We start from the raw sequence: 12740 nt of genomic DNA on the forward strand, positions 1-12740 counted from the left end.
GGCGTGCCGCACACCTTGATCGTCGATAACAACGCCGGGCACTTGCTTCAGCGTGGCCTCGTCGATCTCGTCATCGTCGGCACCGACCGCGTCACCGCGCAGGGCGATGTGGCGAATAAGATCGGCACTTATCTCAAAGCGCTGGCCGCAAAGGCTCATGACGTGCCGTTTTATGTCGCTCTACCCGTGAGCACCATCGACTGGACCATCACCGATGGCATCCGCGACATCCCCATTGAGCAACGCAGCGCACGCGAAGTGACCCACATGCCCGGTTTGAACGCCGCAGGCCGCCGCGAGGAAGTGCTCATCACTCCCGCAGGCACTCAGGCTCGCAACGACGGCTTCGATGTCACGCCTGCCAGCCTCGTCACCGCGCTCGTCACCGAGCACGGCGTGTTTGAGGCCAATGCGGAGTCATTGCAGCGACTCCACGCCAAGCTCTGATGCTTCAGACTTCCTGCGGCACCTCGTAGCCTGCGCGATACTCACGCTTGAGCAGCGCCAGCGCCTCAGGTGTGGCGGTGTCGCCGATGAAGGTCTCCTTTGCAGCATCGAGTTCCAACATTGGCCCCATTTTGATGTCGAGCTTCGCGACATCGAGTTCGTTTTTGACGAGATGCTCGTGGAAATCGGCGATCACGTCGTTCCAAGGCTGAAAATCCTTCACGGCAGCCTCAGCCTGCTCGCGATTGTATTTCTGCCCGAGGCGATAGGACAGGTTGCCCAGATGGCACCACGCGCTGGAGTAGTGAATGGCTTCGATTTCGGCCTTCAGCTCCGCCTGTTTGCGGCTGCGAATCGCGGCGATGAAATTCGCCGCGTGCGTTTTGCCGCCATCACCTTTGAAGGTGTGAAGTTTCTTGCCTTCGGCGTCATAGGCCGTGCCACCGCCACGGCTGCCGGTGTAGTAACCGCCCTCGCACTCGATGATCAGGAAAGCCCCGGTGCGACGACGCAGATAGACATCCGGCGCTTTGATGCCCTTCTGCCTCGGCAGATTGTGGAAGTCCACGATCACCGGGATGCTGCCCGTGTCCATGTAGGCGAAGTGCGTGTTCGGTGACTCACCCGCATCGTCCCAGGCAAAACGTCCGCCACCGGCGATGACACGCTTCGGCAGTGTGACCTTGTCGCGGAACACGACGTTGCGCAGATCGTCGAGGATGTGCGGCCCCCAGTTGCCCATCTCGCCGTTGCCGGTGTTCCAGTTCCAATGCCAGTCGTAATGGAACTTCTCGCGGAAGATCGGCTCATCTTTTGCCGGACCAAGCCAGAGGTCATAGTTCACCGTGGGCGGCGGCGACAGCGGCTCCGTGCGTTTGCCGATGGTCGCACGCATGCTGTAGTGATTGCAGCGCACATACTTGATTTTTCCGAGGGTGTCGGCATCCAGGAAGCCCTTGATCTCATCCTGCAACGGATCGCTGCGCTGCTGCGTGCCGCCCTGCACGATGCGGTTGTACTTCCGCGCCGCTTCCACCAGCTTGCGGCCTTCCCAGATGTTATGGGACACCGGTTTCTCCACATACACATCCTTGCCCGCTTGCAGCGCCCAAATCGACGCCAGCACATGCCAGTGATTGCCCGTGGAAACGATGACCGCGTCGATGTCCTTGTCCTCCATCACCTTGCGCAGATCCTGCGTCGTCTTCGCCTGCGGGTACACCTTCTTCGCCCGGTCCAAGGCCGCCGTGTCAGGATCGCACAGGTAAGCGATCTCCACGCCAGGCACCTTCGCCATGCGGCTCGCATTCCCCATCCCCTGCCCTCCAAGACCGATGGAAGCGATGCGAATCTTGTCATTCGCCCCCAGCACACGGCTGGCGGACAACGCGGTGAAAGCGAGAGCGGATTGCGTGATGAAGGAGCGGCGTGAGGTCATGGTGTGATCAGGTTGGCAGGCGATGGTTTGCCAGAACCACGCCCCGATGGCAAGAAATTCGATGACAAACTCAGGCGGCCATCGCCCAGCCGTTTCGCCGCGTAAAAGCCCGCATTTTGAACAAGACTTCGTGGCTCTTTTCTGACAGCATCCCAATGTCAGGCTCAACCAACAAGGGAATCAGCTTATGAAACGTATTCTTACCAGTGTGTTGACGGGGTGGGCGATGCTCATCGGAACCACGGCGGTTGTCGCCCAGCAGACAACCGCTCCGTCAAAGGCGATCATCGTCTTTGACGCCTCAGGAAGCATGTACGGGCAGGTGCCCGGCGGCGTGAAGATCGACATCGCAAAAAAAGCCGTGAGCGACATCGTCGGCACGGCTGATCCGGCGATGGAACTCGGCCTCATGGCCTACGGCCATCGCAAAAAAGGCGACTGTGAAGACATCGAACTGCTGGTGCCACCGCAGGCTGGCAGTTCTGCGGCCATCTTGAAAGCCGTGGCCGCGCTGGAACCCAAGGGCAAGACGCCGCTCACCGCCGCCGTCATCCAAGCGGCCAAGTATTTGAAGTTTGAGGAGGCCAAGGCGTCTGTGATCCTGGTCAGCGACGGCGTGGAGACCTGCGACAAAGATCCCTGCATGGCGGCGGAGGAACTGGAGCGCCTCGGCATTGATTTCACCTGCCACGTCATCGGTTTCGACCTCAAGCCGGGTGAATCCTCGGGCCTGGAGTGCCTGGCGAAAAAGACCGGCGGCATGTATCTCGCGGCGAAGGATGCCGCATCGCTCAAATCCTCGCTGGAGGTGGCGATGAAGCAGGTGGCAAAGCCGGTGACGACGTTGGTCATGGAAGCCAAAAAATCCTCCGGCGGCGAACTCATCAGCGGCGTGTCGTTTGAAGTGTTCGGCGAAGGTGCGAACGAAAAAGCGCTCTTCAACGGCACGGGAGGCCGCTGGAGCATCGAGCTGCCGAAAGCGGGCAAGTACACGATCAGTGCGAAGTTAAACGGCAAGGTCATCGAACTCGATGCGAGCCTCAAGGAAGGTGAGACCGTCACCAAGGAGGTGGTTTTTTCCGAAACTGGCCTGAAGGCGGTCGCCTATGACAAAGAAGGTGGCACCGCCTTTGAAAAAGACGTGTCGTGGGATCTTTACGGCCCGGCCGACGCCGAGGGCAATCGGGTGAAGTCCGGTTACAGCTACGAGGCCAAACCTTTCCTCAAAGTCGCCGCCGGCACCTACCTGCTCAAAGCCGTGCGCGGTAATGCCAGCGCCAGTGTGGATGTGGTGGTCAAAGAAGGCCCGCCGCAGGAAGTGAAAGTCATCCTCGGCAGCGGTAATCTCAAACTCAGCGCCATCAGCGCCGAAGGTCAGCCGCCCATCACCAAAGACCTCGCCTGGGACATTTACACCCCGCCCGACGCCGAAGGTCAGCGCAAAAAACTTGGCTACAGCTACGATGCCCAGCCCAAGCTCACGCTGCCCTCTGGTCCCTGCCTCGTGACCGTCGTTTACGGCAACGCCAAGGGGCAGATGGAAGTCGAGGTGAAGGCCGGTGTGACCCAGGACATCGTGGTGCTCATCGGCAGCGGCAAACTGAAGCTCGCCGTCGTCATGGAAGAAGGCGGCACACCCGTGGCCAAGGATGTGGCCTGGGATGTCTTCGGTGAGGCCGACGCTGAAGGCAACCGGCCCAAGGCAGCCTACAGTTACGAAGCCCAGCCAACGCTAAGCCTCCCGGCGGGCAAATTCCTCGTCCAGGCCGTCGTCGGCAATGCCAAGGGCACTGCCACGGTCGAGATCAAGGCTGGAGCCACCCTTGAAAAAATCATTACCTTGGGTGCTGGCCGTGTGAAACTCTCCGCTCTCGCGACTGAAGGAGCTGAACCGATCGCCAAGGATCTCGCTTGGGACATCTTCGGCGCTGCTGACGCCGAAGGCACCCGACCCAAGGCCGGGTACAGCTATGAGGCGCAACCCACGTTGAGCCTGCCCGCTGGGAAATATCTCGCCCAAGTGGCCTGGGGCAATGCCACGGTTAAACAAGAAATCGAAGTCGCGGCCGGCAAGCTCAAGGAAATAGCGGTTATCCTGAATGCCGGCACAGTCGCGGCGACGGCGGTGATGACCGAGGGGGCTGATCCTGCGCCCGATGGTCTCTCCTGGGATGTCTTCGGCGAACCCAATGCAGAGGGTGAACGGACCAAGGTGGCTTACAGCTACGATGCACAGCCTAAATTCCGCCTCATCGCGGGCAAATACCTCGTCACCGTCACGCGTGGCGGTGTGGCGGCCAAGAGCGAGGTTGAAGTCATCGGCGGCAAGATGATTCCCAAGGCCGTCAATTTGAACGCAGGCACGCTCAAGCTCAGCTCCAGCACTCCCGGCGGCTGGGACATCTACGGCCCGCAGGACGCCGAGGGAAACCGCAAGAAGCTCAGCTACTCCTACGATCAAAATTTCAAAGTCGCCCTGCCCGCTGGCAAAGCGCTGGTTGTACGCAGTGAAGGCCAGAAAAAAGCCGAGCAAGAGGTCGAGATCAAAGCGAACACCTTGAGCGAACTCACGCTGGACGCAAAATAGCCTTCAACCGCCGCCTTCACGCTTATGAACGCCATCTTACGCAGGAAACTCCTGCGGAACTTGCTTGTCGTCATGACCGGTCTCCTGGCATGCGCAATGCTGGAAACGCCGGTCATCGCACAGACCACTTACTGGGAGATCGAGCCGGTCAAAGATCCACGCGTCGCCACTGGCACTTTCTCCGTCGTCGGCGGCAAGACCACGCCTGCGGGTGTTCACTTCAAATTGATGAACAACCAGCTCACCGCGCCGGTGGTGATCACCTTGACCCCCCAGGACAAGGCTAAACCACTGCGCATCCGTGCTTTCAAGGACAGCGGGGAGTTGTTTGCCAAAGACACCGCCGCCAGCGGCATCGCCACCCAGACCTTCCGCACCGGAGAGGACATCAAGTTTGCGGTCACGGGTGACAAAGGAGCCGCCTACCAGCTCTCCGTCTGGCGCGGGCCGCAGATCATCCTGCCGCCACCCAGTCCCGTGCAGTCGGTGGCGGGCGTCTCTCCGCCAAATGAAACCACCACCGCCTCTCCTGAGAAGGCTGGCGGAGGCTCCATGACGACGGTGTTGCTGACGGGCATCTTCATCGCCCTCATCGTGATCGCCGTGCTGATGTTCCGCGGACAGCAGATAAAAGGCCGAGCGCCCCTAATCCTGCTGCCATTCCTCCTGTTTCTAACCCCAGCCTACACCCAGGAGGAAAACATCGACATCCGCCCTCGGCCCGTGGCAGACGCGGACCAGGATGCGCGCCACGCCGAGCAGATCCAAGGTCACATCGACAAGTTCAAGGAGATCACGGAAGCCATCAAAACCATCACCGAAGGCAAACTCGACTTCAACAGTCCCATCGACATCAAAAGCCTTGAGGAGAAAGGCTTCAAGGGAGCCAACGTGGACATCGCCAGCCTGCTGCAGACCACGCTGAATCTGCTGGAGGCCTTCGAGATCATCGATCCGCGCGAAAAATTTCTCCAACCCGACTATGCGCCGCCCGGCCTGCCCATTCTGCCCTCACGCGCCTCAGGTGACGGCGGCATATCTCCCGAGGCCTATGGTGCCTTCCGTGATTTGCAGGACAAGATCAACAAGGCCAAGGCCCACCTCGAAGGCAACTATGTCGTGCTCAAGCAAACCGAGCTTAAAACCAAACGACTTGAGGAACTGGCGGACTCCGCCGGTGGTTTCAGCGCCATCGCCGGCCTCTACTGGGCCAAATCCAAGGCCGACCCAAATGACCCGATGAACAAATCCAAGACCGGGTTTTACGAGAAGTATGACGCAGGCCAGGAAAGCGGCCTCAAGTTCCTCAACGACACGCTCAAGGAGATGGCGGAGTTTGAACTCAAACGCTACGGCGACCGCAACTGGTATCTCTACTTCGGAGTGCCCTACTACAACTTCATGGTGGCCCGTTATGTGAGAAAATGAGGCGTGAATTCGGTGGCAGTACAAAAAAGGGGCTGCTCGCGCAGCCCCTTCGTGGTTGGGAATGCACTTCTTGATGAGGCTTAGCCGAGGTCTTCGGCAGGAGCTTCGCCCTTCGCAGCGGCATCCTTTTCCTTCATCGCGGCATTGCTGCAAGATGATGTTGGTTTACCCAGCAGGCACCTTTTGACAGCACCTTTGCTTGGGCCCACCAGAGTTAGCGCAAACTGCCCGGCTTGCGCAGGTTCCGGTCCACGATTTCGAGCAAGCAGCGGGCGAGCGGGGCGGTGAGGTAGAGGTGGACGTTCTCTTTGTACTTCACCGGCATCATGCCAGCAGGCGCTCCGGCGAAACCTGGCAGGCCGGGCATGTTTGCCTTGTTGCGCAGGCCCGTGTTGGTTTGCAGCACGGTTTTGATCAACTTCACGCCCGCGCCGGCATCCACGATCTGATAGGCCACCTCCTGGCCGCCGCTGGCGTTGTTGGAGAGCATGAGGAAGTTGTAATACGGCTCGCGCGCACCATCCGGCGCGGGAAACCACAGCACCTTGCCTGGATCAGGCGTCTGCTCCACGAACTGCACGCCCACTACCTGGCGTTTCAGGTCCAGAATGAGATGAAGCTGATTGAAGGGCTGATTGCGGTCCATGAAGCTCTTGAATTGAAAACTCGCCAGCGTCAGCGATGCCTGCGGAAAGCAGGTGAGGTTCACTGGACGCTCCCCGATCTTGTTCATGCGCTCCGGCAGCACCCTCACCGCCTCATCGAATGGCATCAGCCAGCGAATCGGGCCGACTATGGTGCCTGGCACCGGCTCCTTGCCCGGAGCCGCATTGCCCACCACCGCACTGGCATACAGGTGCAGGCTCTCGAGCAGTTCACGCTTAGTTTCCAGCTTGTCCGGAAGCCATTTGGGTGACAACGCCATGCCGCCGTGAGCAGTCTGCCCGGCGATTTTCAAGGGTGCCAACAACAGCATGGCAAGAGCGACGAAGAGCGCGTGTGGGAGGATGTGTTGCATGATTTTAGAGCAGGTTGAATTAGGGCGTGACGATTTTGGCCTGAATGATGAAGAAGACGAGATGGGTGCCCTTCTGCGCGGAATTGGCGGTTTGAGCGGGATCGGGCTTTTGACCAGCCGCAGGCAGCGGGCCGGAACTGCCGCCCTGACCGCCGAGGATGACGCAGTGCGTGTCTGGCAGCACCACTGCGGTCACCGACTTGAATCTATGGAAGAGCGGCTGCTGGATTTGATTCTCGGTAAGCACCGCTTCTTGCAGCTTGCCGTCTTTGTCGGCGGCCACGGCTTTGATTGGCGCCCCATAATTGACGAAGCCTTCAAACGTCACGAGTTCCGGTGCCATATTGAGACTGATGGCACCCTCTGGCGTGATGGATGCCTCCAGCTCGATGCGCATGCCCACGGGACGCATCTCGAAACTCTTTGGCGTAGTCGGCATGGCGGCGATGACCTGGCCTAGTGCGAGCTGCACGGGCTTGGCCTCAGGCGCGTTGGTGATCTTGGCTGGCTCAAACTCTGTGGGATAGATGAATTCCCGCACGCTTTCCATCGTGGTGCGCTGGCGTTCCTTCGTGGTGACCGACGGCGCGCTGAGCAGGCTCACACCGGGACTTTTTTCGAGCTTGGCAAGCAGCGCGGCGACTTTGTCCACACTCACGATGCCGAGGTTCGTCATCCCAGCGGATGCATCCAGCGTCAGGCCAGCCTCCTTGAGCGCGGGGGCGTCCAGCGGCACGCTGAGCACCTTGCAGTTGATTTGGACCTGCTTATCCGCTGCTTGAATAGAGCCGAGGGCGAGTAGGAGGGCGGTAAAGGCTGTGACGTGCTTTTTCATAGATTGGGAAGTTGTAATCTGGACGGAGATGGAATGAGCCAAAGTTAAGTCTTTTTATGGCACGGTGGCGCGGGCTTGCAGGGTGGTGAAGCCGGTGGGGAAGGTCACGGTGGCGGTCCAGGTGGCGGAGGTGACATCACCACTTTGGAACGCGGCGGTGGTCCAGGTGGCATTGTTGGCAAATTTTCCGGCCGACCGCACTTGGACCAAACCTGTGGTGGGGAAGTTGGTGGTTTGCAGAAGAACTGTGGTTGCGCCGTTGGTGGAGATGCCAATGTCAGCAGTGAGATCAAGTGGAGCTGTCGGCACCGCAGGTGCGGCGGAGGTGTCCACACTCACGACCTTTACGGTGGGGGCCGTGTTTCCAGGCCAGATGACAGGTGGTGTCGCAGGTGGAACGGCAATCGTCTGCGGTTGCGTCACGAGTGTGCCCGAAACCGAGTTGGCTTCGAGGCGAATACGTCCATCATCACGCGCATCCACACTGCCGCTGCCGTTGATGACATTAGCCACCAAGCGGATGGCCCCGCTACTTCCCCCTCCAGAACCGCCGCCACCAATGGACGTAATTGATCCTGAAACGAGGATCGAATTGACCGCTGCAATAAGGATGGCTCCGCCGCCGCCGCTTCCTGAGCTAAAATTAGAAGGCCCCGATCCAGACCCACCCATCAAAGGCACAATCGACGGATTTCCGTAAGTGGCAGCATGACTGGCTGGCAACCAGTAGGTGCCATTGGAAAAATTTGTTCCTCCAATGCCAAGGCCAGCACCCGTGCCAAGTGACCCCTTGGCACCACCACGAAATCCACCAGGTCCTGGTTCAGATGGCAGATTGGCACCATTCGTAGCCACGGCCCCATTGAGGTTCAGCACCCCAGCTAGAGTCACCCCACCCTGCACCAGCCACACGACCGGCGCACGGCTGGGATGGTTCGTGAAGGTGACGGTCCTGCCGCTGGCGATGTTCACTGAGCTGTATTTGAAAATAATGGCGCGTTTCGAGGGATCGAAGATGCCTTTGCCTGCATTGGCGCTGTTGTTAGCATCCCAGGTGCCGGTGATGGCCTGGGAGAGATCGATCACCAGATTGCTAGCGGTCACACTGAGCGCACCGTCGGAGCCGTCGCCGGGAACGGCGATCTGGGCTTGTAGCGCGGAGATGCTGGTGATGAGCAAGAGGGTGAGCAGAAGCAGCGTGGGTTTCATGAGGTGAGTGGTGATAAACTAGGGCGTTGAATTGAGCACGGAAACTTCGACGGCGATGGCTCCCAGCGTCGGCGTGACAACGAAGGAGTTGAAGACGCTGACTTCGGGTGAGATGGCCTCCACCCCTGGCCCCGAGACGACTGCTGTGTTAAAGATGCTCACCTCCGCCGAGATCGCCTCCACACTTGGTCCTGCGAAAGCCGGCGTGTTGAAGATGCTCACCTCAGGCGACATGGCCTCGATGGCGAAGCCCGTGGCAGTCGGGAAGTTGAACAGGCTGACTTCCGCCGAGATCGCCTCCACGCTGAAACCGGTGGTGTTGGGGAAGTTGAAGACGCTGACCTCGACGGAGATGCCAAAAGTGTCGTTATAGACGCTGGTTTCGTGGCTGTAGAATTCCGTCACGCGCGTGAGGCCGTAGCGGGCGCGGTAGAACTCCAGATGAGTCATGCCGGGGTGCTCCAGGCTGGGAAAAGAGGCGTCGGCGGCATTCAGCGGGTCCAGCCCATGGGTCAGTTCGTACAGGTCGTCGATGCCATCGTCATCCGCATCTCCTGGAGCCCATCCAGCCACCGCCTGGGCGCGGAAAAAACCGCGCAACGTGCCCGGCGCCGGCGTGTAGCCAAACGTGGGGCCCGGCGTGCCCAGCGCCATGTCCACGGTGATATAGGACCGCAGATCACTGCTGTGCTGGAAATGAAAATAATGCAGCGGGTAAGCCCCCACCGTGAGCCGGTATTCCGCACCCACTTTTTCAAACTGCGTGTACGGGAAGTCTTGCGCCGTGCCCGTCATGGCAGGCAAGCCAAACACCAAGCCGCAACGCCAGAGCTAATGTAGGCACTTGCGCCAGGACACCCGTGCAATGTTTGGGATTTTCGACAAGCGCATCTGCGATTCAAGAGCGTCGGCCATAGGCAGGAGCGCTTAATAGCAAAAGGTCTCCAGTCTGCCAATGTAAAAATTCGCATGGACCAATGCTACACTTCACAAGGGCCGCTCAGCGCAGTGAAATCGAGGGCGGACTGAGTGATGAAGGAGCGGCGTGAGATTGGCAGGCGATGTTTTTCTCAGAACGCCGTCATTGGCGCAACTCCTTGCTCAATCCAGCGCATAAAAAAGGGGCCGCTCAGCGCGGCCCCTTCGTGGTTGGGATTATTTATCGGATGAAGATCAGCCGAGGTCTTCGGCAGGAGCGGCTTCGCCCTTGGCGGCGGCGTCTTTTTCCTTCATCGCGGCCTTGCGGCTCATCTTCACGCGACCCTTGTCATCAATGCCGAGGCACTTGGCGGTGACGATGTCGCCGACCTTGACGACGTCTTCGGTGCGGTTGACACGGAAGTCGGCCAGCTCGCTGATGTGAATCAGGCCGTCCTTCTTGCCGCCGAGGTTCATGAAGGCACCGAAGTTCGTCGTGCTGACGATCTTGCCGGTGTAGATCTTGCCGACTTCGATTTCCACCGACATGCCGCTGATCATTTCGACCGCACGCTCAAGGCTTTCCTTGCGGGAAGCATAGATGTACACCGTGCCGTCGTCTTCGATGCTGATTTCAGCGCCGGACTCGGCCTGGATGGCCTTGATGTTCTTGCCGCCAGGACCGATGAGCTCACCGATCTTGTCAGGGTTGATCTTCACGATCTCAATGCGCGGGGCATACTTGCTCAGCGGCTTGATTTCGCCGATGGCGGCATGCATGGCCGTGAGGATCGTGGTGCGGGCGGTCTTGGCCTTCGCGATGGCTTCTTCAAGGATTGCCATTGGGAGACCTGGAAGTTTCAAATCGAGCTGGTAGCCGGTGACGCCTTCGCTGGTGCCGCAGAGCTTGAAGTCCATGTCACCGAAGTGGTCTTCGCTGCCCAAGATGTCGATCATCGTGAGGTAGCGGGACATCTTGTCATTAGCATCGAACTCGGAGACGAGACCGACGCTGATGCCGCCGACGGGGCGGATGAGCGGCACGCCGGCATCCATGAGCGCCATGACGCCGGAGCAAACGGAGGCCATCGAGGTGGAGCCGTTGGACTCCATGACTTCGCTGCTCACGCGCATGGCGTAAGGGAAGACTTCCTTCGCAGGAATGACGGGAGCGATGGAGCGCTCGGCGAGCGCACCGTGGCCGATTTCGCGACGGTTCTGACCGCCAAAACGGCCGGTTTCACCGACGGAGAAGGGAGGGAAGTTGTAGTGCAGAATGAAACGCTTCGAATCCGGGCCACCCGCGTAGGTGTCCATTTCCTGAGCTTCATCAGCCGGAGCGAGCGTCGCAATGGCGAGCGCCTGCGTTTCGCCACGCGAAAAGATAGCGGAACCATGCGTGCGGGGCAGCACACCGGCTTCACCGTAAAGGACACGCAGATCGTCGAGGCCACGGCCATCGCAGCGGTTCTTCTTGTCGAGAATGCTGATGCGGAAGGCTTTCTTCTGGAGGTAATCGAAGGCCTGGCTGATTTCAAAGTTGGTGGCGGCAGGGAAAGCGGCCTTGATGGCGGTTTCCACTTCGTCCTTCAAAGCGCCAACGGCTTTGCCGCGTGCAACCTTGGAAGGCTGATAAAGAGCGCCTTCGATGCGATCACCAGCGATCTGGTAGGCGATCTCAAGGAGTTCGTCCTTCACCAGCATGAGGGGGACTTCACGCTTGGCCTTGCCGACGAGCTTCGCCAGCTCGACCTGGGCGGCCACGAGGGGCTGCACCTGGGATTGAGCATAGTGGAGCGCCTTGATGAAATCGGCTTCTGGCAGTTCGTTGGCAGCGCCTTCGATCATGATCACGTCCGTGGCATTGCCGACATAGACGAGGTCGAGATCGCTCTCGAGACGCTGGGTCTGGGTAGGATTGGCGATGAATTCGCCATTGATGCGGCCGACGCGCACCGCGCCCACTGGGCCTGCGAACGGAATGTCGGAAACGCACAGAGCGGCGGAAGCACCGTTCATCGCGAGGATGTCAGGATCGTTTTCGCCATCAGCGCTGAGCAGCAGGGCGACGATCTGGGTGTCGTAGTAGTAGCCTTTCGGGAACAACGGACGCAATGGGCGGTCCGTCATGCGGCAGGTGAGAATTTCCTTCTCGGTGGGGCGGCCTTCGCGCTTGAAGTAGCCACCGGGGAAGCGGCCTGCGGCGGATGCCTTTTCTTTGTATTCCACGCTGAGTGGGAAGAAGTCCTGGCCGTCCTTCACTTTCGTGGCGGAGACGGCGGTGACGATCATGATGGTGTCGCCGAGACGAACGGTGACGGCTCCATCAGCAAGCTTGGCGAGCTTGCCGGTTTCGATTTCAATGGTGCCCTGTCCGAGGGCGGCGGTTACTTTGTGTATGGCCATAGGTTGGCGTGTGTGTTGGTTTGGTTTGGGTGAAAAGGGAGCACGGGCTTCAGCCCGTCGGGGATGCGCGATGGCGCAGCATGCAGCATGATCATCGGCAATCGCCGACATGCGTGTCGAAGCCTGAAACAGAAAAGGGGCGATGCCTGTGGCATCACCCCTCATGAAATTCTGTTAGCGGCGCAGATTCAGGCTCTTGAGCAGCTTCTGGTAACGTTCCGCAGCGGTCAGCTTGAGGTAGTCCAGCAGCTTGCGACGACGTGCGACCATTTGCAGCAGGCCGCGACGTGTGGAGTGATCTTTTTGATGTGCAGCAAGATGCTGCGTGATGTCATTGATCCGCTTCGTCAAGAGAGCCACTTGGACGTCGGCGCCGCCGGTGTCCTTGTCGTGCATCTTGAAAGAGGTGGAATCGATGGTGGTTGCTTCGCTCATGGTTGGTTTGAATGGCCGG

General features: G+C 59.5%; 9 protein-coding genes and 1 pseudogene. 3 read left to right on the plus strand and 7 right to left on the minus strand.

The genetic code is table 11. From position 1 onward, the window contains the following. A pseudogene (locus tag ACKVY0_RS28925) lies at positions 1-447 on the plus strand (S-methyl-5-thioribose-1-phosphate isomerase); the annotation flags it as partial. A 4-nt stretch (positions 448-451) separates the two neighbouring features. Here the strand turns inward: ACKVY0_RS28925 and ACKVY0_RS28930 are convergent. Continuing rightward, complete coding sequence (locus tag ACKVY0_RS28930; protein WP_409218360.1) at positions 452-1885, minus strand: Gfo/Idh/MocA family protein; 1434 nt, start codon at positions 1883-1885, stop codon at positions 452-454. 187 nt (positions 1886-2072) lie between these two features. Here ACKVY0_RS28930 and ACKVY0_RS28935 point away from each other — a divergent pair, with 187 nt between their 5' ends. Beyond that, positions 2073-4472, plus strand: a complete 2400-nt coding sequence (locus ACKVY0_RS28935; RefSeq protein WP_409218361.1) for a vWA domain-containing protein — start codon at positions 2073-2075, stop codon at positions 4470-4472. 24 nt (positions 4473-4496) lie between these two features. Next, positions 4497-5900 (plus strand): hypothetical protein, encoded by a 1404-nt coding sequence (locus ACKVY0_RS28940; protein ID WP_409218362.1) that lies wholly within the window; start codon positions 4497-4499, stop codon positions 5898-5900. A gap of 214 nt (positions 5901-6114) precedes the next feature. On the opposite strand, the gene ACKVY0_RS28945 is transcribed toward ACKVY0_RS28940, so the two are convergent. From ACKVY0_RS28945 to rpsO, 6 genes are all read right to left on the minus strand, one after another. After that, positions 6115-6918 (minus strand): hypothetical protein, encoded by an 804-nt coding sequence (locus ACKVY0_RS28945; protein WP_409218363.1) that lies wholly within the window; start codon positions 6916-6918, stop codon positions 6115-6117. Positions 6919-6937: 19 nt separating this feature from the next. After that, the gene (locus tag ACKVY0_RS28950) at positions 6938-7753 is read right to left on the minus strand and encodes a hypothetical protein (protein WP_409218364.1); all 816 of its coding nucleotides are present in this window, start codon (positions 7751-7753) and stop codon (positions 6938-6940) included. A 54-nt stretch (positions 7754-7807) separates the two neighbouring features. Continuing rightward, positions 7808-8962 carry a hypothetical protein gene (locus ACKVY0_RS28955; RefSeq protein WP_409218365.1) on the minus strand — a complete coding sequence of 385 codons (1155 nt, stop codon included), beginning with the start codon at positions 8960-8962 and terminating at the stop codon, positions 7808-7810. Positions 8963-8980: 18 nt separating this feature from the next. Next, positions 8981-9757, minus strand: coding sequence for a hypothetical protein (locus ACKVY0_RS28960; RefSeq protein ID WP_409218366.1), 777 nt, complete (start codon positions 9755-9757; stop codon positions 8981-8983). Positions 9758-10135: 378 nt separating this feature from the next. Beyond that, positions 10136-12286, minus strand: coding sequence for a polyribonucleotide nucleotidyltransferase (locus ACKVY0_RS28965; protein ID WP_409218367.1), 2151 nt, complete (start codon positions 12284-12286; stop codon positions 10136-10138). Positions 12287-12460: 174 nt separating this feature from the next. Then, positions 12461-12721: a 30S ribosomal protein S15 gene (gene rpsO / locus ACKVY0_RS28970; RefSeq protein ID WP_409218368.1), complete on the minus strand. Its 261-nt coding sequence runs from the start codon at positions 12719-12721 to the stop codon at positions 12461-12463. Positions 12722-12740 lie beyond the last annotated feature (19 nt).

The organism is Prosthecobacter sp. (assembly GCF_046154365.1).
Classification (GTDB): Bacteria; Verrucomicrobiota; Verrucomicrobiia; order Verrucomicrobiales; family Verrucomicrobiaceae; genus Prosthecobacter.

Excerpts from the sequence above, each read along its gene's own strand:
- ACKVY0_RS28930 (WP_409218360.1), bottom strand. The coding sequence starts at position 1,885 with ATGACCTCACGCCGCTCCTTCATCACGCAATCCGCTCTCGCTTTCACC.
- ACKVY0_RS28935 (WP_409218361.1), top strand. The coding sequence starts at position 2,073 with ATGAAACGTATTCTTACCAGTGTGTTGACGGGGTGGGCGATGCTCATC.
- ACKVY0_RS28940 (WP_409218362.1), top strand. The coding sequence starts at position 4,497 with ATGAACGCCATCTTACGCAGGAAACTCCTGCGGAACTTGCTTGTCGTC.
- ACKVY0_RS28945 (WP_409218363.1), bottom strand. The coding sequence starts at position 6,918 with ATGCAACACATCCTCCCACACGCGCTCTTCGTCGCTCTTGCCATGCTG.
- ACKVY0_RS28950 (WP_409218364.1), bottom strand. The coding sequence starts at position 7,753 with ATGAAAAAGCACGTCACAGCCTTTACCGCCCTCCTACTCGCCCTCGGC.
- ACKVY0_RS28955 (WP_409218365.1), bottom strand. The coding sequence starts at position 8,962 with ATGAAACCCACGCTGCTTCTGCTCACCCTCTTGCTCATCACCAGCATC.
- ACKVY0_RS28960 (WP_409218366.1), bottom strand. The coding sequence starts at position 9,757 with ATGACGGGCACGGCGCAAGACTTCCCGTACACGCAGTTTGAAAAAGTG.
- ACKVY0_RS28965 (WP_409218367.1), bottom strand. The coding sequence starts at position 12,286 with ATGGCCATACACAAAGTAACCGCCGCCCTCGGACAGGGCACCATTGAA.
- rpsO (WP_409218368.1), bottom strand. The coding sequence starts at position 12,721 with ATGAGCGAAGCAACCACCATCGATTCCACCTCTTTCAAGATGCACGAC.